At 55.3% G+C, this 18,549-nt stretch carries 16 protein-coding genes and 2 pseudogenes; 3 read left to right on the top strand and 15 right to left on the bottom strand.

The window, feature by feature from the left end; translation table 11 throughout:
* Nucleotides 1–210: 210 nt before the first annotated feature.
* Together OSC10802_RS0121480 and OSC10802_RS0121475 are read right to left on the bottom strand one after the other, a co-directional pair.
* Entirely contained in the window at nucleotides 211–1,389 is a 1,179-nt protein-coding gene (locus OSC10802_RS0121480; RefSeq protein WP_017718828.1) for a succinate--CoA ligase subunit beta, read from the bottom strand.
* Nucleotides 1,390–1,687: 298 nt separating this feature from the next.
* Entirely contained in the window at nucleotides 1,688–2,605 is a 918-nt protein-coding gene (locus OSC10802_RS0121475; RefSeq protein WP_017718827.1) for an SDR family NAD(P)-dependent oxidoreductase, read from the bottom strand.
* Between the two features lie 294 nt (nucleotides 2,606–2,899).
* Between OSC10802_RS0121475 and OSC10802_RS41120 the strand changes: the two genes are divergently transcribed.
* Nucleotides 2,900–4,738, top strand: coding sequence for a hypothetical protein (locus OSC10802_RS41120; RefSeq protein WP_017718826.1), 1,839 nt, complete (start codon nucleotides 2,900–2,902; stop codon nucleotides 4,736–4,738).
* Here the strand turns inward: OSC10802_RS41120 and OSC10802_RS0121460 are convergent.
* The 3 genes from OSC10802_RS0121460 to OSC10802_RS0121450 all read right to left on the bottom strand — a co-directional run bounded on the left by OSC10802_RS0121460 (nucleotide 4,720) and on the right by OSC10802_RS0121450 (nucleotide 6,886).
* Nucleotides 4,720–5,022 (bottom strand): hypothetical protein, encoded by a 303-nt coding sequence (locus tag OSC10802_RS0121460; RefSeq protein ID WP_017718825.1) that lies wholly within the window; start codon nucleotides 5,020–5,022, stop codon nucleotides 4,720–4,722. The genes OSC10802_RS41120 and OSC10802_RS0121460 overlap by 19 nt on opposite strands.
* 250 nt (nucleotides 5,023–5,272) lie before the next feature.
* On the bottom strand, nucleotides 5,273–6,043 hold the full coding sequence (locus OSC10802_RS0121455; RefSeq protein ID WP_017718824.1) for an ABC transporter permease: 771 nt from the start codon (nucleotides 6,041–6,043) through the stop codon (nucleotides 5,273–5,275).
* Between the two features lie 519 nt (nucleotides 6,044–6,562).
* Nucleotides 6,563–6,886: a hypothetical protein gene (locus OSC10802_RS0121450; protein ID WP_017718823.1), complete on the bottom strand. Its 324-nt coding sequence runs from the start codon at nucleotides 6,884–6,886 to the stop codon at nucleotides 6,563–6,565.
* Between the two features lie 362 nt (nucleotides 6,887–7,248).
* On the opposite strand from OSC10802_RS0121450, the gene OSC10802_RS55770 reads away from it, so the two are divergent.
* Nucleotides 7,249–7,380: a hypothetical protein gene (locus OSC10802_RS55770; protein WP_255349159.1), complete on the top strand. Its 132-nt coding sequence runs from the start codon at nucleotides 7,249–7,251 to the stop codon at nucleotides 7,378–7,380.
* Nucleotides 7,381–7,967: 587 nt separating this feature from the next.
* On the opposite strand, the gene OSC10802_RS0121440 is transcribed toward OSC10802_RS55770, so the two are convergent.
* Nucleotides 7,968–8,240 carry a hypothetical protein gene (locus OSC10802_RS0121440; RefSeq protein ID WP_155968170.1) on the bottom strand — a complete coding sequence of 91 codons (273 nt, stop codon included), beginning with the start codon at nucleotides 8,238–8,240 and terminating at the stop codon, nucleotides 7,968–7,970.
* Nucleotides 8,241–8,543: 303 nt separating this feature from the next.
* Nucleotides 8,544–8,744: a hypothetical protein gene (locus tag OSC10802_RS0121435; protein WP_017718820.1), complete on the bottom strand. Its 201-nt coding sequence runs from the start codon at nucleotides 8,742–8,744 to the stop codon at nucleotides 8,544–8,546.
* 256 nt (nucleotides 8,745–9,000) lie between these two features.
* Here OSC10802_RS0121435 and OSC10802_RS55765 point away from each other — a divergent pair, with 256 nt between their 5' ends.
* The gene (locus tag OSC10802_RS55765; protein WP_017718818.1) at nucleotides 9,001–9,135 is read left to right on the top strand and encodes a hypothetical protein; all 135 of its coding nucleotides are present in this window, start codon (nucleotides 9,001–9,003) and stop codon (nucleotides 9,133–9,135) included.
* Nucleotides 9,136–9,509: 374 nt separating this feature from the next.
* On the opposite strand, the gene OSC10802_RS0121420 is transcribed toward OSC10802_RS55765, so the two are convergent.
* The 8 genes and pseudogenes from OSC10802_RS0121420 to OSC10802_RS54705 form a co-directional block, all read right to left on the bottom strand.
* Entirely contained in the window at nucleotides 9,510–10,223 is a 714-nt protein-coding gene (locus OSC10802_RS0121420; RefSeq protein ID WP_017718817.1) for a J domain-containing protein, read from the bottom strand.
* A gap of 115 nt (nucleotides 10,224–10,338) precedes the next feature.
* Nucleotides 10,339–11,301, bottom strand: coding sequence for a cysteine synthase A (gene cysK, locus OSC10802_RS0121415; protein WP_017718816.1), 963 nt, complete (start codon nucleotides 11,299–11,301; stop codon nucleotides 10,339–10,341).
* 140 nt (nucleotides 11,302–11,441) lie between these two features.
* Nucleotides 11,442–11,879, bottom strand: a complete 438-nt coding sequence (locus tag OSC10802_RS0121410; RefSeq protein WP_017718815.1) for an RrF2 family transcriptional regulator — start codon at nucleotides 11,877–11,879, stop codon at nucleotides 11,442–11,444.
* A 500-nt stretch (nucleotides 11,880–12,379) separates the two neighbouring features.
* On the bottom strand, nucleotides 12,380–14,632 hold the full coding sequence (locus tag OSC10802_RS0121395) for an iron uptake porin (RefSeq protein WP_026098689.1): 2,253 nt from the start codon (nucleotides 14,630–14,632) through the stop codon (nucleotides 12,380–12,382).
* 838 nt (nucleotides 14,633–15,470) lie between these two features.
* Nucleotides 15,471–17,117 (bottom strand): HD-GYP domain-containing protein, encoded by a 1,647-nt coding sequence (locus tag OSC10802_RS0121385; protein ID WP_017718811.1) that lies wholly within the window; start codon nucleotides 17,115–17,117, stop codon nucleotides 15,471–15,473.
* Between the two features lie 10 nt (nucleotides 17,118–17,127).
* Nucleotides 17,128–17,286: pseudogene (locus tag OSC10802_RS41115) on the bottom strand (RNA-guided endonuclease TnpB family protein); the annotation flags it as partial.
* Nucleotides 17,287–17,403: 117 nt separating this feature from the next.
* A complete protein-coding gene (locus OSC10802_RS0121375; RefSeq protein ID WP_026098688.1) occupies nucleotides 17,404–17,685 on the bottom strand; it encodes a 4a-hydroxytetrahydrobiopterin dehydratase in 282 nt (93 codons plus the stop codon).
* Nucleotides 17,686–18,407: 722 nt separating this feature from the next.
* Nucleotides 18,408–18,549: pseudogene (locus OSC10802_RS54705) on the bottom strand (photosystem II D2 protein (photosystem q(a) protein)); the annotation flags it as partial.

Raw genomic sequence — 18,549 nt, 5'->3', positions numbered from 1 at the left:
TAGCGCCAGGCCGTTTGCCTCAAACTGCGGTGTGAGTCTTAACATTAAAACTTTAAAATGATAAATTCTACCGATTTCCATTAGATTGCGCCCTTTGAAACCCGGAAGGGGGCGGAAGGACCCGCCCCTACGCTCACCAGGTTTCTCAGAAACTCACTCAGGACTTACCGGCGTAAGTCCTGCCAGTAATATTTTAGGCGCTATAATGTTTCATTTGTCTGCCTTAACATTTAATTCTTCTGCGAGCTCTATCGCTCGCTCGGCAGCCGCGTCGAGAGCCTCGAAGAAAGGCACTTTCAGAGCGGCTAAACATTCTTTTGCCTTAGCCAGATCGCTGCCGGCGAGGCGGACGACAAAGTGACGGGGGCGAAGAGGTCGCGCTGCGCCCTCTCGCCGTTTGAGATGGGTTTCAATGACAGCAGCGGTGGCCTCGCAGGCGGTAGCGCTGCCGAGAATATTCACCAAAACCACTTTAACCCTTTTATCTTCTGCGATCGCTTCGAGGGCTTTTTCCAAGCGCTCGCACAAGTCAGCTGGGGGTGCGGCGCTGCTGCTCTCTCCGCCCAAATTAACGAAATTGGCGGGCTGCCCGCCGGCAGCGCAGACCAAATCGAGGGTGGCCATTGTCAGGCCGGCCCCATTGCAGACAATGGAGATATTGCCTTGCAAATCGACAAAATTCAGGTTCGCCGGCAGTGCCGGTGCTTGTTTTTCCTTATGGGGTTTGGCCATTTTCGAGGTCAGGGTTGCCAGCTCCGGATGGCGTGCGAGGGCTTCATCATTGACGGTGACTTTCCCGTCGAGTGCCATCACCTCACCGCTGGCGCTAATGCCGAGGGGATTAATCACCACCATGTCCAAATCCTTCTGGACAAACAGCTGGAACATGGACTGGACAATGGCGCTGACGCTGAGGATCAGATCTCCGCGCAATCCCATTTTCAGGGCCAGCTGGCGAGCGCAGAACGGAGAGAATTCCCCATCCAGCACAACTTTTTGAATTTTGTCCAGGGCGGCTTCCGCATTGATGCCGCCGCACTGCGAGCCCAAAAGCACAGGCCGGCGAGCGTGGCGGTCGAGCACCACCGCCAGATAGAATTCTTGGTCGGAGTCGTACTTGGACTCTGCCAGCAGCACTTGCGGATATTCGCCCAAGATCGGCAGGTGAAAGATCGTGTGGGCGGCGGCGACGGCATCTATGGTGTTTTCCACAAACCTCACCCCGCCGGCTTTGCCTCGCCCACCCGCCTTCACCTGAGATTTGAGGACAATCGGATAGGGAATCTGCAGTCTCTTGAGATCGCTGGGATGGTCGATGCGTTGAGAGGGCAAAACGGGAATCCCCATCTCGCGGAATAATTCTTTTGCTTGGTACTCTAATAATTCCATTTTTAGAGTTTAGAGTTTAGAGTTCAGATTCGACAGCCGAGTGGAAAATCCTCCCCGCCGGCCTGTGGCGCTCTTCCAGGCAGCTCCTGGCAGCGCATTCTAGAACGAATGTAACGGATCTGGGAGGCAGGGCGGAGTTGGGCGCAGGCAAGCACGCCCCCGCAAGATATTTCCCCCCCGCCGCCCTCCCGCTATCCTTCATTAAATTTGCATCTGTAATCTTTGGCTATTTCCTGAAACCGCTAATATTAAATCTTGGCCTTACTAAACCTCCCTGCCGGCTAGAAAATTAGATGCTTTAATCCAGCGATTTTTTGCGCTTCCGCCAGTTAAAGACAATCCGGTCGATGCCGTAGAAGCGCTGCCAGTAGGCGTCTGCAGTGCGCACCGGCAGCAATTTGGTCATCAAAAACAGCAGGAAATTGCCGCCCGTCGCTGCCATATAGCGGGGGCGGGGGTGCCGGTCTGTTAAAGCCTGCAAAATCACTTTGGCGACTCTTTCGGGGCTCCACGCCTGTAGGTCAGTGGGTCTGTCCGTTTCCAGGAGCTTTTTGAAGGCCGCGCTGTAGGGGGTCGTTTGGGGTGCCGGCACAGCCCGCTCCGAGGTTTGAGTCGCCACGGTAAAAAAGTTAGTGCTCACCGGTCCGGGCTCAATCAAGATCACATGAATGTTAAACGGCGCGAGCTCCATGCGCAGCGAGTCGCTGAGGGCTTCTATTGCAAATTTGGAGGCGCTGTACACTCCGCCAAAGGGAAAGGCGATACGACCGGCGATCGAGCTGATATTGACAATGCGCCCGCCGCCACAGTCGCGCATCACCGGCACCAGAGCCCGGATCAGCGTCACCGGACCGACGACATTGACCTCGAACTGCCGGCGGACATCGCCGGGGGAGATGAACTCCACCGGCCCCATCTGGCCATACCCGGCATTATTGATCAGGGTGTCAACCCTGCCAAAACGCTCCAGGGCGCTGCTGGCGAGAGATTCTACCTGTTCAGTGCTGGACATATCGGTGGGGGCGGCGAACACCTCAGCACCGGCTTTGCGGCAGTCCGTGGCCACCTGTTCTAGCTGTTCGATACTGCGAGCGGCGAGCACTAAGCGGATGCCCGGGAATTTCTCGGCGAGCGCTCTAGCGAGCGCGGCACCAATTCCAGAGGAGGCACCGGTAATCAGGACCACTTGTTGTTCCAGTGGAACGCTGTCAGACATTGTGAGGGCGATAGCACCTAAATTAGGGGAATTTATATTACCATACAGGTTTTCCGGCTACAACAGGCCGGCTGACTTCCCTGAGGGGTCGGGCACCGCGAGGGTGCGGGCACCCGCACCGTTGGCAAGCCGCAGCCCGCGACGGCTGGGATGGGGGCGCTGCGGCAGGGGCAGCCGCACCTTTAGGGCGGGTTTTGTGCTATCACATAATGTATTTGGTATCCAGTCCCGGAAACCGCCAAGCAATGTGAAAACCTGCTTGAGAGTAAATTACTAAATCGGTAGGATGGCCCTATGACAACAGCAGTGCGCCAAGGTGATATGCAAATTCTAGGGCAGCTGCTAGAAGAGCGCTTGCAGTTGAAATTTTTTCTAAATGGCCCGCTTCACGTGAAATGTGTCCGCCGGCAAGACACTTTAATGGTTTTGGGCCAGCACCCAGAGGTGGTGGTGCCCGACCCGCAACAAGTTTTCAGCGTTTTGGAGCAAGCCATCAAAAGCCTGTTGCGCCCTCAGAACAGCCAAAAGGTGCAGCTGTACCTGCGAGTTGCCAGCAAAAATCAGCCCTATGCCTCCCACGCCTTCACCCTGGCACCAGTGGCGAAACAGCCGCCGCCCCCCCCTCCCGCACCCGTTGCGCCCGAGAGCGCAGAGCCGGTGGGAGCAAGTGTGGGCAATTCAGCGGACTTAGAGAGCTTGGATCGAGCAGATCTCGTCCGGGATGCTGCCAGCGGTGAGGATGCGCCCCACCCTGAGGTGAGCGAGCCACCGGCACCCGCTGAGGAGTTCGATCCGCTGCCGACTTTGACGGTGGCGTCGGAAACCTCACTAGCGCTGAGAGGGCCTCACTCCCTGCTGCCGGCGCTGCTCACTAGCGCCGGCTTCACCCTTTTGGTGCTGGTGGCCGGTGTTTACCCCCTGAGCCGTCCCTGCGTGCTGGGCAAGTGCGGGGAGATTGCAACCGCCCAGCAGCTGGGCCAAGACTCCGAAAAAACCCTCCAGCAGGAAAAAACTGCTTTTGGGCCGGTGCGGGCCCAGGAGCAACTCGCTCGGGCAGCCGAAATTTTAAAACCCATTCCTTTCTGGTCTTTTTATTACCCGCAAGCTCAGAGTTTACTGCGGAGTTATGAAGTGCGGGAAAAGCGCGTCAGTGCGATTTTAGAGATCCAAAAGAAAGCCACTGCAGCTGCCGGGAGAAGCCAAAATCCTCCCTATTCGGTGCCGACTTGGCTAGAAATTCAATCGGAATGGCGAGAGGCGATCGCTCAGCTAGAACAACTGCCTGCGGACAGTGAGGTGGCTCCGTGGCGAGAGCGAAAATTGAAAGAGTATCGCGCGAATTTAAAGGAGATTAACGGGCGAGTCAATGCCGAGCAACTCGGTGAAAAGAAACTGAAAACAGCGAAAGACGCGGCCAAAATGGCCGAAGCCCGTCAAAGTGTGGCCCAGTCTCTGGAAAGCTGGCAGGTGGTCTACGCCACTTGGCAGACGGCGGTTCAGGCGCTGGCGCAGATTCCCCCGCGAACCGTAGCGTCTGAGGAAGCTCAGCGGCTTTTGCAGGACTACCGGCTCAAACTCGCGGCTTCCCGCGAGCGCAGGACGACTGAACAGATGGGGGCGAATGCTTACAATCAGTCCTTGCGTCTGGCGGAAGACGCACAGCGAGCCGAGCGACTCAACCAGTGGTTCCAAGCGGTGATTCTCTGGCGCAAGGCGCTCAACTACGCCGAACAGGTGCCAAGCGAAACGGATTTCTACGCGCAGTCCCTGCCGTTGCGGGAGTCTTACAGCAACTCCCTGCAGCGAGCCCAAAGCAAACTGCAAGTGGCTCTCGCTTTGCAAAAAGCCCGCACCGATCTGAAAAAGACCTGTAGCAATGCGCTGAAAATTTGCGACTACACCGTCAGCAGCGACATGCTTACCGTTTACATTACTCCAGAATACCGGCAAGCTGTGCGAGACACTGCCCTGACTGCAGACAAACAGCGCGACTACAAGAGCCGGCTCAAGGTGGACGATCACGTCCAGCGGTTGCAAACCGCTCTGGAATTGATTAGCAAGAAAACCGGCATTCCCATCTCAGTTTACGATCCCTCCGGCTCCCTGATTGGGTCCTACAACCCGCGCGTGTGAGGCGAGAAGAGTGAAGGGAGAAGCTTGGCAGAACAAATGTTCTCTCTCTCCCCCTCTCCCCACCCCACCCCTGAGAAAAAAGCTGCCAGTTCTCTGGCAGCCCTAAATAGGTCGTAAACTTTGCAAAACTGAGCTTTGATTGCGGTTGATTCATTCACGACAGTGCCGGCACCGCCGCATCCCTCACCGGCACCTGCCAGTCTCCCCTCATCCGGCACTGCCGGCTGGCGTAGTTGGGGTGAAGCGCTCCTCCGCAATGCCGGCTCGTGCTGTGCCTCTATCATAGGGCAGCTATTCTTGCTTTTTGGCTCACTTAACGGCTCAGTTTTCGGCTCTTTTTTCAGCTGATTTTACGGATCACATAAAAATGAGACATCGCGCTTATCATTTGAAGGAGCTAATGCCGCCAAATCCCTCATGTGAGGGGCGCTATAGATAGGATTTTTTTCTAGCTTAAAAGACTTTCCTGCCATTTTTTAAATCCAAAATCCAAAATCCAAAATCCAAAATCCATGCACCGGCTCACCTCTCACATCAAAACCTTTGCAGCTGAGCGGCTTGATTGAAAAACTGCCGGCACAGTCCGCCAGTGAGGAGCGCAGTAGCAATCAAGCAGGTAAAGGCGAGCATAAACATAATTAACATCTGGTAGGCGGCAGCGTCAATAGGGCTCACACCACTCAACATCTGACCCGTTATTGTCCCGGGAAGCGTTACCACACCCACCACCATCATTTGGTTGAGGGTGGGAATCATTCCGGCTTTAATAGCATCTTTTCGGTACTGCGCCACGGCTTGTTCGGGGGTGGCACCCAGACACAAGTGGGTTTCAATTTCCTGCTGGCTAGCATTAATTGTGCTGGCGAGACGTTCGCCGGCAATTGCCGCACCGTTCATTGCATTTCCTGTGACAATGCCGGCTAGCGGGATAAGATATTGCGGGTCGTACCAAGGTGCCGGCTGAACAATCAGGAGATTGGTGTAGAGTAGAGTCAGCGCCGCACCGGCAAAAATTGACCCCCACACCACCGGCAGCACCCGGGGAATCTTCTTGCTAATCCGGTTGCGGGCGACAATAGCAGCAACCGTCAGCATTACTGCAAAAACAGCCAGCACAACCCAGGGATTCCTCAAAGCGAATACGGCATCCAAGAAGTACCCCACCACAACCAACTGCACCACAGTTCGACCGGCAGCCAGAATCAGCTGCCCTTCCAATCCCAGCCGCTGCCATGCGGACAAGCCGGTGGCGAGCGCCATCATCCCTAATGCCAAGGCAATATCTGTAAGGTCTAATTGTATCATATCATCTCCAGTAAATTCTTCTCGCTCTCTCGTTCCCAGCCTCAGGCTGGGAACGCAATCTGGAGGCTCTGCCTCCTTTCAACAGAAAAGTAGGTTAAAAGCCTAACAGCTTATTATATAGCAGTAGGCACTTAGGTTCGTACATTTCGGCTTCTTTTGCACCCCCCCACTCCTGCTCCTATTGTCCTAACTCATATTACTCCTGGGATATAGACGTAGGCCAGCGTCTGGCTGCCCTGAAGGTCTAATGTTCTAACCTAAGTGCATAGTGCTATATCTGGTGTTTGTATAGCGGCAAAATTTATTCTGCCGCTATCCAGACAGAGCCCGCCGGCGCGGGCTAATGTTTGTAACCTTTAGACAAAAGAACTCTGGTTTAAACTGCCGGCGAGCGCCCCCAGCAACACAGCTCGATACTCGCCTGTTAGGGCATCCTGAATGATGGTGCCGGTGGCGCGAGCGCCCGCGCCTTGAGAGATAGAGATCCTGCTAAAAAGGAGAGCGCCGGTGAAATCAATTCTATCCTGATTTGCGGTAAAATCGGAGCGTGCGAACTGGCAAACTTCCCCGCACAACCGGCAAAATTGATCGCCGAGAACTTGCCACCGGCACGCGAGGGTGAGCGCCGCCAGAAATATTGCCATCACTCGCCAAAATAATGTGGCCGGCTGATGTGAGATCGGGGAATGGGTGGTTGAGGGCTAAAGTGCCGGTACTGCGATCTCCTTGAATGGTGAGATTGCCACCCGAAATCGCCCCAGCAGCGGCGGGACCGTCGCGCACCCGCACGGGATCTCCTGCTTGTAAATTCAAATTGCCGGTGGCGTGTGGCTGAGTTTTCACTAAGTTTTCACTAAAGTCAGATTGTCAGCTATTCGCAGGCGCGGTGGCTATTGTGGCGGTGACTGCAACCGCTGGCGGTAACGTGGCATCCGGGTCAAAAATAGTGCCGGCGGAACCAGTCGGGAAAACCGGCAACCGGCACAATCTGCGGTGCCAGCGTCTGTGACGCTACGAGGGCAGTCTCCACACGCCGTGAGGTAACTAACCGGCGGCTATAGCAGCAGTCATATTAGTTAGAACAATAGAAACTTCGGGAGCTCTGGAGCAAGGGAGGCCGGAATGTAGGTTTCCTAAATGCTTACTGCTATATAGACGTAGGGCAGGCGTCCCGCCCCCCCTGAAGGTCTAATGTTCTAATCTAAGTGGCTACTGCTATAGCATTTAAATTCCTCGCCTGCAAACAGCGGGTTTTGCCGCAAGCCCTCTTTCTCAAAACGCCGGCTTTCAAGGAGTGGGGTGGCAATATGCCGGCTGTGCCGGTCAACAGCTGGTAGTGCCAGCTGGCTGTTATAGCAGCAGTCATATTAGTTAGAACAATAGAAGCTTCGGAAGGGAACATCCCATTTTTGTAATCCCCCTCACCCCCAACCCCTCTCCCACAAGGGGAGAGGGGAGAATTTTTGATTCTTTCGCCCCTCTCCCGCCCTGGGAGAGGGGGGTTAGGAGGGTGAGGGTAACAGTCTTTGCAAAAACGGGATGCTCCCGCTTCGGGAGTGGGGAAGCAAGGGAGGCCGGAATGTAGGTTTCCTAAATGCTTACTGCTATATAGACGTAGGGCAGGCGTCCCGCCCCCCCAGAAGGTCTAATGTTCTAACCTAAGTGCATACTGCTATACAGATCCGTGCCACGATCTCGGGTTTATAAAGCCTGTATCTGTAGCGTTAGCCGAGAGTACGGCACCACACACCACATTGAGTGTCGCTGCCTAAGTCCTGACTCGAAATTCCTTGAGATGGGAATGCCTCTGGTTCAACCGCTCAGTTTTCCCAGAGGCACAGAATATTGCAAAACAGATTCCTCTCCAACGAGAGTCTATCATCTGGGCAGCCCTTCTCACCGGCTGCGGCAGCCAGGAAGCTTTTCACTCGCTGGCGGAAACCTCGCACGTGCAGCCAGAGTCACCATCAAACTCCGCCAAACCCCTGTCTATCCATTCCCGCACTGCTCTCGCCCGCACATGAGCGGGCAGGCGCTGCAATTGCTCCCAAGTTTCTTCAGAAATCCGAACAGCAAACATCCTGGGAAAAGCTCCCTCCCCCTTGCGAGACACCCACTGATTCGCCCCAGTGGGGTTCCCCACATGGCCTTTAGGGGCTCCTCTTCCTCTATAAATTTTCTGGTCAGGTACTGACATGTTATTCGCCCACCAACTATATTTATCCACAAGCTAAATTAGTGCGGAGGTAAATGCCCCTGGGGCCTTTTACTCGCGATCGCGCTAAACAAATCCCAAGAGGAATTATAGCCGATAAGCTGCGCAAAATATAGCAGTAGCCACTTAGGTTCGTACATTTCGGCCTCTTTTGCACCCTCGCACTCCGGCTCCTATTGTCCTAACCCATATTACTACTGGGATATAGACGTAGGCCAGCGTCTGGCTGCCCTGAAGGTTTAATGTTTTAACCTAAGTGCATACTGCTATAGCAGCTTAAACAGCTTATTTTACAGGATTGAAAAATCTCGGCATCTGTTCCGCGCAGGGAAACAAAAATTTAGGCAGCGGGGTGCGTTTCCCAATGACAGAACGCACCCGCACCTTCAATTTCTCCCCACCGGCTCTCCCAGATCGCTTGAAATTCAGCAGCCCTATGCTCTGAGTCAGCAGCGAAGCTCTCACAGGAATTTTTCGGACTTTCAATCAGTTTGATTGGGTTCGGTTGGGCACCGGCTCGCCGACTGGCAGTTTCAGTGGGTTGGCGATGTGAGCGGCAATAGTTCTAGCTTTGGAACCCCCTGTGCCCTGCAGGAAATACAGCGGTTTTGAATTGAATGAAGTGCCAATAGCTGCAACGCCATTTCGGGCTGCGTCTGGCTGACGGCACAGCGCCGTCTGGCCGGCGGAACGCCGCACTTCAATAACAGAGATTTCTTAAATAGCCAGCGCAGAGTTTAGGGTGCCCAAACAGCTGAATGCGGACAAGGGGGTGGCGATTGGCCTGCCGGTGCTAAATCCCACGCGCCAGGTGTTTTATGGTGGGCGGTGCCGGTTGAAATTTGGGCCACACATCATTGAAAGAGGAAAAGTTTAGCTGGCTGGTGACTTCCTGTTTTATGACGTGTCTGGCGTCAGATCGGTTCAGTACCGCGCTTAGGTTAGGACGTAGGACAGGCGTCTCGCCTGTCCCAAAGACATTTAGCGCATTTAATTTCCGCTCTTTATCTCTATCTATCGTTCCCAGTATCTTCCTGTAAAAGGACTTATTGAGGCTCTTCCCCTTGGGATAACAAGCAGATTAAAAGCCTAAAATCTGACTCCACCCCATGCCCCATGCCCCATGCCCCATGCCCTATGCCCCAGCCATAAAAATATTTTAACCGGCAAACTCTTGACAGAATAGAGGTTGTATGATATAATGATATACCTTTCTGTTCTGCCATCCGCTGCCGGCTCTTTTCCCTTTTCCTAGCGCTTGCCCTTGATATCTTTAATAGCGGCTTGGGCCTCACAGCGCAATCCTGTAGCAATTCTAAACAGTTCTTGGCCGGTGTGCAGGTAGCGATCGTCGTAGTTGAGAGGGAAAAACTCTAACTCATCGAGGCCATCCCCCACTTGATTGATGCAGTGGTAGAGGTGAACCGCACACCCCGCGACATTGCGGGGATTGGGCATGGAGCGAAAGCGCATTTGAGCCAGCCGCAGGGAGTTGCGGCACTCTTTTAAATACACCTGAAAGGTGGCGATCAGATCGTCATCAAAGGGATCGGCGGAGAGTTCTTCGAGCTGTTCCTCCAGGGAAGAGAGAATCTGGCAGAGGATTTGATTGACCGGCCTGTAAACCTGCTGCATCCACTGCTCCAGGTGCTCGTCGGCGTCGTGTCCAGCTTGCCAAGCAGCGCGGTGCTGCTGTTGGGCGGCGGCGGCGGTGCGCTCGTGCCCCCGGTGCGCAGGAGCCACCTGCAGGCGCTTGTGCAGCTCTCTGTCGTAAGATTGGCGGCGGTGGGGATCGGAGAGGATTTCGTAGGCGGCATTGAGGCGGACAATCTGCTCGTGACCGGCTTTATCCGAATTGCTGTCCGGATGAAATAGCTTTACCAAGCGGCGGTAGGCTTGTTTTATCTCGGCTTGTGTAGCTGTTTGGCTGATTTGCAGCGTCTCGTAGTGATTTGGATTGGCCATAACACCAATTCGCTGAAACTATAAATGAATAGGGTGCGCTATTAACGCACCCTACTGTAAAATCGCAAGATTTGCCGCCTCTCCCCCCGCCCCGCTCTCCCGCTGCGGACCGGCCCTAATTCAGGGAAGTTGGCAAGTCCAGTTCCGGATCTTGGAACAGGGGAGTGCTCAAATAGCGCTCGCCGAAGCTGGGCTGAATCATCACGATCAATTTGCCCTGATTCTCTGGCCGCTGGCCGGCGCGAATGGCGGCGCACAGGGCGGCACCGCTGGAAATGCCGGACAGCAGCCCCTCTTCTCTGGCCAGCCGGCGTCCGTAAAGGATTGCCTCCTCATCGGTGACGGCAATCACTTCATCAATGAGCTCAACCCTAAGAACTTGGGGAATGAAGCCGGCACCGATGCCCTGAATTTTGTGCGGGCCAGGTTGGCCGGCGGCCAGCACCTGACTGCTGGCCGGTTCGACTGCGATGGCTTTAAACTCGGGCTTGCGCTGTTTGAGGACTTCCGCCACACCGGTGAGAGTGCCGCCGGTGCCCACACCGGCCACCAGCACATCCACCTGTCCTTCCGTATCCTCCCAGATTTCTTCTGCGGTGGTTTGCCTGTGAATCGCGGGGTTGGCGGGGTTGCGGAACTGCTGCAGCATGTAGGCGTTGGGCGTCTTATCGACAATTTCGCCGGCTCGCTGAATCGCGCCGGTCATGCCTTCAATTCCTGGCGTCAGTTCCAGCAGAGCGCCGTAAGCCCGCAGCATGGCCCGCCGCTCTGAGCTCATGGTTTCTGGCATCGTCAGGATTAACTTGTAGCCTTTGGCCGCCGCCACCATTGCCAGGGCGATGCCGGTGTTTCCAGAAGTGGGCTCCACCAGGATAGTTTTGCCGGGGGCAATCAGCCCTTCCCTCTCAGCGGCTTCAATCATACTGACGCCAATGCGGTCTTTGACGGAAGCGGCTGGGTTCATTGCTTCCAATTTCACCACAATTCGCGCCACACAGCCCTCAGCTTGAGGGATGCGATTCAGCTGCACCAGGGGGGTGCGACCGACTAATTCGGTGATGTCACGGGCAATTCGCATAATTTACCGATAATGGGTGATTGGTCATAGGTGATGGGTGAGGGCTTTAGGGTCGGCGAGCGCAGGCAGCAAGCAATCGGGAATTACCTGTCAGCTGTAAGCTGTCACCCATGACCGGTGACTCGTGACTCATAGCGCCTTTATATGTAATACATAATATCGAGCTGGCGCTTGGCATCTCGCCGGTCGCACAGATCCTGCAAAGTATATTTTTGCAACACACCGTTAGCCGCCCGGTGCGCTTCTTGCCAGATATCCCAAACTGCGGCAATCTCGACAGTTTTTGCTCCCGAGTCGCTCTCAGACGGCTGCGAGTCCAGTCCCTCCAAACAGCCCACAACTTCCAGGAGTGTGATTTTCCAGGGCTCCCGACCCAGGACGTAACCGCCCTTGGCCCCCCGCAGGCTGCGAACCAGCCCGCAGCGTCTCAAGCTGGCCAGCAGCTGTTCCAGATAGCGGTCAGGGATATTTTGCAGCCCCGCAATTTGCCGAATTTGCATCGGCTCGCCATCTTTATAGCGAGTGGCGAGCTCTAACATGGCCAAGAGGGCGTATTCGCTTTTGGGTCTGAGTTGCACAGCCTACATTCAACCTCAAGAGGTTCTCGATTTTTCCCCGCCATCTGGAAATTTACCAAGGGCGCAGTCACCGCGCTCCTGCTGCCAGGAAATTTATTCTAGAAGGGGTTGACAGAATAGCATTTATATGCTAATTTTATTTGACTCGTTTGCGAGTCGAGTTGCAGGACAAGGCCGGCGGACTCTCTAGGGGAAGGTGGCCAGAAAGAAAAGCCGCACAGCCCACAATACTGATCGACCCGCCCCCCAGCGCCCAGCGCCCAGCGCCCAGTGCCCAGTGCCCAGTGCCCAGTGCCCAGTGCACAGTGCCCAGTGCACAGCGCACAGCGCACAGCGCCCAGCGCCAAAAATCCTGCATTAAGGGTATTATACCCCGGTTTTCCACCGGGGTTTTTCCTGAATCAAAACCAAAATAAAAAAGCTCCGCTCAGTGCGGAGCTTTTTGCAGGGGGGGGTTTGACAGACCCGCCCCCCTCAAGCAATCCTGTATCTCCGGGCACCTAGAAGGTGAAGGTCCCCCGGAGCGTACCGATAACGGTGTCATCGGTGCCGCCGCCATCCCCGTTCTGCTGGTTCGGATTCAAAAGCCAGATCACACCCGGCGTCAGCGAAATATTATCCGTCACCTGCCACTTGTAGAACCCTTCAATGTGCCAGGGAATAGCACCGTTACCGCGACCATTGTTGTAGCTGATGGGGGCAGGGCCAGTTGTTTCCAGATATCCCAGGTAAGGTTGGGCACCCACAACGATACCCCCCAAGTTCCCCTCTTTGAGCAGATCTGGGAAGGCGAGGGTGAGTGCGTAGTTCCAGATTTCACCCTCCCCGCGCCGGCCAGTGCCATTACTCATCAGCCGGAAATCCGTTAAGCCGGCCCAACCGCTAATGCCGAATCGCGGGCTCAGTTGCAGCGATCCCTGCAAGCCATAGGAGTTGGCGACGATCGGATTGGTGTCAGCCACACCCCCCAGAGAATTGGCCACATTGGTGCCCACAAAACCGCTGGTGCTACCAATACCATTGGCCAGCCCATTATCAAAGCCAAAGTTGCCGGTTTTGAAATAGGAGTGGACATAGGTAGCCGCCATCGATATGCCGCCAAGCGTGAAGTTCAGCTGCGCCAAGGCGGAATAGTCGCCACGGAAAAAGCCACCATCGTTATAGGCACTCCCCCCGCTGGGGTTGTTGCCGTGAGACGCCAGGTAGCCCAGGGTGAGCGAACTCGGTTTGAGGACATTGAACAGGTTAGTCCCACCGAAGCGGATGTTCGCCCCCACACCCTGTCCGCCGCCGAGGCGATAAATCGGGTTGCGCTGACCGAAGGCGGAGATTGACCCATTACCGCCATCAAAGTCTTCCATGTAAGGGTTCAGGGTGGGGGTGAAGTCCTCCCAAACCCCCGCATTGGCTGCCACAACCAAATCCAGCCGGTCGCCAAACGGGAAGAAATACTCCAGCGTATCTAGCTTAAATTGATTGCTTGTGTCCCCATTGACGTTAAACGTCTGTGTGCCCTCGCGAGATTCGCTGATCACGCTCAGAGGGATGGCGTTGCCCACTTGCAGGCGGGTGATCAGCAAGTCCCGACCGGTGAAGCTGGTGTTCAGGTTGAGACGCACCCGCTGTTGGAACGCCGGTACGTCAGCTGTCTCCCCAATCGAGTCGGTGCCGGCAAAAATCGCCTCACCCACCAGTTTGGTTGTAGTGGAGAACTGATTGGCTTCCAGTTCGGCGGTGCGGGCTTCCAGGGCGTCCACACGACCGCGCAGGGTGGCCAGTTCCGCCTGGAACTCTTCCAGCAGCCGGTTGAGAGTGGCTAAATCCGCTTTGGTGACAAAGTTCGACGTGTCAATGGGTTGCTGGATCAGCTGAACGATTCTTTCCAAACAGGCGTTCAAACCGGCAGCAAACTCATATCGGGTCAGCGCCCGGTTGCCCCGGTACGTGCCATCCGGATAGCCCGCAATACAGCCGTAGCGCTCCACCAGGTTCTGCAGCGCTTGGAACGCCCAGTCCGTGGGCTGCACGTCTGACAGCTGAGACACCGAGGTCACCGGAGTCTGAGCCACCGACATCCCCTGACCTGCTCGGTTGCGGCTGGCTACGCCTTCGTTCGTGTACCGGTTCAGTTGCTGCAAAACCTCAGCCGCTGACGGATTCGCTTGCGCCGGCTGCATTTGCGCTACCTGCTGCGGCACTTGCGCCTTTTCTGCCACCGGCGCGTCGCCCGGCGTTAAATTGATTTGCTCCTCAGCCTTTACTGGAGCGACTTGCGAGTTTTCCAGAGCCTTAGCCGCCGCCAGCACCGGCACTTCCGTCACCGCCGCCGGCATTTCTGCTGCCACTGCGGGGGTTTCAGCCGCCGCCGCTTGGGGGTTTTCCAGAGCCCTTGCCGCCGCCAGCACTGGCACTTCTGCCGCTGCCGGCGTTCCCGAGGCCGCTTCTGGCTTTTCCAGAGCCCCGGATGCCGTCAGCACCGGCACTTCTGCCGCTGCGCCAAGCCCTTCTGTCGAGAGCGCTGACTGTTCCTGACTGCCTGTTCCAGCGATTTCAGCCACAGCCACCGGCGCGACTGCCACATCTCCCACAGCGCTTGCAGCCGGTGCTGAAAGCTTGGTTTCCGCTGCCGTTTCCGGTTTGGCCACGTCCGGCGTCGCTCCTGATTCGGCAGCCATTGCCGATGCTGAAACCACTAAGGCTGCCCCCAGCACTGCTGGGCTCACCAGTAATGAATTCCAAAGTATCTTAGACATTTTCCCTCTTGTCCTCACACCTATTTTTGAGAGACTAACGGGCCATCTCTCTATGTTTAACACATAGCCTGCGATTTTTCCAAGCTACGCTCTCTAGAAATCTTTGCGCCTTGCAAAAGCAAGCCATTTCTAGCCTGCGAAAAGCAGATGTTAGTCTCTATTGTCCCGGCATGCTCGCACCAGTCTTGTTCCCCCACGCACCGCTGCAAATTGCTGGACTGCCAGGTTTTAGCCCCACACTTGGCACAAGGGGAGCATCGCTCGATTGTGCGAAATTTCCCCTTTTCTCTTGATATCGAATGGCTTTATCCCGTTAATCTTACCCTATCCTCTGCTTTTCTTCAATCCTCCTCCCGGAGGGTTTCCCAAAAGCGGAGGGTCCCATTTGCCTTTGCCCTGACCATTAATTAAGCTGGTTGCGGGTTTCTTGGCCTTTTTTGCTGTCTGGCCTGCCTTTTTGCCGGCACCTCCCCTGCTAAATTCCCTATTTTAGCACAGACTTTGCTATGTTGCAATTCCCTGCTAGCGGGAGCATTTAAGCTTTTAATTTGCTTACTAACAGAAGGTGTGCAGTCTCCAAAAGCATTCCAAACGAAGCTTCTGTTAGCGGAAATCTTCAGAAGCACTGAATATTAAATGCAAAATATGGGGGTAAACTTTTTGGAGGTGTGGCCTGTCTTGTGGGCGAGCCGGCCCCCACTCAACCGACTCGCTCTTGCTCTGCCCTGGCGTTTTGGCCCCTCCAATGCCAGAAACCGCTGGGTCGCTATCGCCCAGGGCGTCCACCGGCGGCGCGGAGTCAGTTCTGGCAGCGCTTGCGCCTCCTGTGGGCTTTCGGTCAGCCCACCCCACCGGACAGCTCAACTTCCAAAGTGTGTCCCAGCACAGAAAAGACTTGGCGGCGCTCAAACAGATCGAGAAAGTCAGCGTTAATTTTGTGGCTGGTCGCTTCCTGTCGCAAAATATTGAGAGCGGCGCTCACCGGCAGGCCGCGCTTGTAGGGCCGGTCGCCCGCCGTCAGGGCGTCATAAATGTCGGCAATGGTAATCACCTGAGTTTGCAGGGGAATTTCGGACTGGTGCAACTGGCGGGGGTAGCCGGTGCCATCGAGCTTTTCATGATGGCCGTAAGCAATCTCAGGGATGTCTTGCAAGTCCTTCGTCCAGGGAATGCGCTTGAGAAATTCGTAGGTGTGGGTGACGTGAGACTCAATTTCAGAGCGCTCTTCATCCGTCAGGTTTCCCTTGAGCACCATCAGCTGCGCCATCTCGCTTGGAGAAATCAGTGGCTTGATTTGCCCATCCACATCTCGATAGGTGTAGCGGCACAGCTCTTTTATCTTGGCCAAGGGCTCCTCAGCCAAAATCCTCGGCTCGTTCGCCTCTACCAGCAGATTCCAGTAGCGGTCAAGTTCCTCAACTGTTTTTTGCAGGCCGGCATCGAGCTGTTCCATCTGCGCTTGACAGGGACAGCCCGAGTCCGAGGAATCTAGCCGGTGGGCCGGATGCTCCAACCAATATCTCAACTTCGTTTGGGCGCACTCCAGTTCCACAGTCCGGCGCACCAGAGCAAAGCGGTGACGGATAACTTCCAGCTGTGAGGGGTAAAGTTTTTTCTCTTTCACCAAAATCGCTTCCGGCACCCCAACTTTGCCAAAATCGTGCAGCATAGCCGCGTAGCGAATTTCTTGAATTTGGCGCTCGCTGAAGTGTACCTGGGCAAGTGGCCCAGCGGTTGCCGCGTTAATTTCTTCGCACAGGCGCACCGTCAGCGCCGCCACCCGTTCGGAATGGCCAGACGTGCAGGGGTCTCGCGCTTCAATCACCTGCACGGAAGCTTTCACAAAGCCCTCGAACAGCTGCTTGATATTCTCCTGCAGCTGGTTGCGCTCTATGGAGATCGCCGCCTGCGAAGCGAGGGAGCGCACGATCCGCTCCTCCCACTCCGAGTAAGGCTGGGTCAGATCCCGCACGCTCTCAGCTGTCACAATGGCGTCCGCCGCCACCTTGCGGTTGATCAGCTGCACCACGCCCACGATTTCCCCCTGCCGGTTTTGCATGGGCAAAACCAGAACCGAGCGGGTGTGGTAATCTATGTCTCGGTCAAAACTCCGGTCCAGCTGGTAAGGCACTCCAGAGGGCAAAGCGTAGGCGTCTGAAAGGTTTAAGCTTTCCCCTGTGAGCGCCACATACCCCGCCAAGCTCTGGCGCGTCAGGGGAATGGCAAACTCCCGGAAGGAAACATTGGGGCGAGAAGCGTTCTGCGCCACCTTAAACAGCAACTTGGGATAGCCGTCGCTGGAGTCCACCAAGTAAACGCTGCCGGCATCGCTGCAGGTGATCTCCCGGCTCTTGGATAAAATCAGGTTCAGCAATTCACCCAGATCGGAACTGCTGGAGAGCGCCGCACCGATGTCCAGCAGCTGCTCAATTAATTCAGTTCTACCGGCAGCCTCCTGCTGGAGTGCTTGGTTGTCTAAGACCATGCTGACACATTTACGCGACATTTGTTCGGGCATTCCCGGACAATGCAACGATAGCACTATCCCCGGCAAAGGCGATAGAGGCGGTATCCCGCAAAGCTTTCAGGAAAATCCCAAAAGCGCCGTTCCAGTCCCGCGATAGCATAAACCCGCAATTGGAACAGTTGAAAATTCAAAGAGCCACTATCTGGTCAATAGGGCTGTCCTCAAATCTCTGTGTGTATTCTATCACGCTATCCGGCTTTGCCTAGAAAATCCGTGATTAAATTTTCTCTCTCCAGCGGCAATTTTATCTCAACTGTGAAATCACCTTGGCTAGCTCAAAGTCTTTCTCAGTTAAACCGCCGGCGTCGTGGGTGGTCAAGCTTACGCTGACCTTATTGTAGGAAATCGCGATATCTGGATGGTGTCCAGCGGCTTCTGCCGGCTCAACCAGTTTGTTCACAAAGGCGATAGCTTCGACAAAATCCTTAAATTTCCAAGTGCGCTGCAGTTCCTTTCCCTCAACTGTCCACTCTGACAGCGTACCGGCACGCTCTCGAATCGCGCTCTCACTGAGTAACTCTACCACGACCGCCACCCCTGCTGTTCTAACAATACCCTATAAATTTTTTTCCGATGGCTGCGCCAGAACTCAGGCGCTCAAGCCCGATCCCCCACAGCGCCGCCCCCACTGCTGGGACTAGCATACCCCTCCGGGCAGCACCACCGGCGCATTTGCCCAGGAAAGCTGCCCTCGCCTGGGGCAAACTCTTCCCATTCTACCCTGTTTTCTGGCGAGCGACGCCTTTGCCACCCCCGAAAAAAACTATCCGCTCTCACGGGTAGTGAGAAAGTATACACCTTCACACTATAGGTGAGAGCGGTCTAGCGGGTCTTCAGAATTGAAACCAGACTGCCGGGAGGAACTCCCTGCCAGCCCGACTTTTGAAGCCTTTCGACTTCCCCGAAGGGAATCAAGCTGGCTGTTAGAGAACAGCCCCGGCGCACAGCCGGTTGACTTCAATCTGATGACCCATGCGTTTACTGCTATCTTGCATAAGCATCACCTCCTTACTCCCTAAGCGGTTTTTTGAATGGCTTGCGTTCACAGAACACACTCTAACAAAAATGCAACCGCTATGCAACCGATTTTAGATTTAAAATCTAAAACCTTATATAAGCTATTCTTATCAATCACCCCTTGCCATTCCGGCGCACTTGTGATATAATCACTATTCCAAAAAATAACCCCCACGCGGGGTGAGGGTGTGAGGGTGCCCCTTGTGGGCACCCTGGGAAGCGGATTAAATATTACAGAGCGTTACCGCGAGGCAGGACTTCTTCAGGGAAGATGAAGCTCTCGTGCGGCTGGTCAGCGGGAGCCATCCAAGCGCGGATGCCCTCGTTGAGCAGGATGTTCTTAGTGTAGAACGTTTCAAACTCCGGATCTTCT

It is taken from the genome of Kamptonema formosum PCC 10802, assembly GCF_000332335.1.
GTDB lineage: Bacteria > Cyanobacteriota > Cyanobacteriia > Cyanobacteriales > Oscillatoriaceae > Oscillatoria.
This window is presented reverse-complemented; position numbering and strand designations above follow the sequence as displayed.

What these genes read in the sequence shown, in the direction of transcription:
- OSC10802_RS41120 (WP_017718826.1), top strand. Translation starts at nt 2,900, where the DNA reads ATGACAACAGCAGTGCGCCAAGGTGATATGCAAATTCTAGGGCAGCTG.
- cysK (WP_017718816.1), bottom strand. Translation starts at nt 11,301, where the DNA reads ATGCGAATTGCCCGTGACATCACCGAATTAGTCGGTCGCACCCCCCTG.
- OSC10802_RS0121480 (WP_017718828.1), bottom strand. Translation starts at nt 1,389, where the DNA reads ATGGAATTATTAGAGTACCAAGCAAAAGAATTATTCCGCGAGATGGGG.
- OSC10802_RS0121460 (WP_017718825.1), bottom strand. Translation starts at nt 5,022, where the DNA reads ATGATAGAGGCACAGCACGAGCCGGCATTGCGGAGGAGCGCTTCACCC.
- OSC10802_RS0121475 (WP_017718827.1), bottom strand. Translation starts at nt 2,605, where the DNA reads ATGTCTGACAGCGTTCCACTGGAACAACAAGTGGTCCTGATTACCGGT.
- OSC10802_RS0121440 (WP_155968170.1), bottom strand. Translation starts at nt 8,240, where the DNA reads ATGTCAGTACCTGACCAGAAAATTTATAGAGGAAGAGGAGCCCCTAAA.
- OSC10802_RS0121395 (WP_026098689.1), bottom strand. Translation starts at nt 14,632, where the DNA reads ATGTCTAAGATACTTTGGAATTCATTACTGGTGAGCCCAGCAGTGCTG.
- OSC10802_RS0121455 (WP_017718824.1), bottom strand. Translation starts at nt 6,043, where the DNA reads ATGATACAATTAGACCTTACAGATATTGCCTTGGCATTAGGGATGATG.
- OSC10802_RS0121385 (WP_017718811.1), bottom strand. Translation starts at nt 17,117, where the DNA reads ATGGTCTTAGACAACCAAGCACTCCAGCAGGAGGCTGCCGGTAGAACT.
- OSC10802_RS0121420 (WP_017718817.1), bottom strand. Translation starts at nt 10,223, where the DNA reads ATGGCCAATCCAAATCACTACGAGACGCTGCAAATCAGCCAAACAGCT.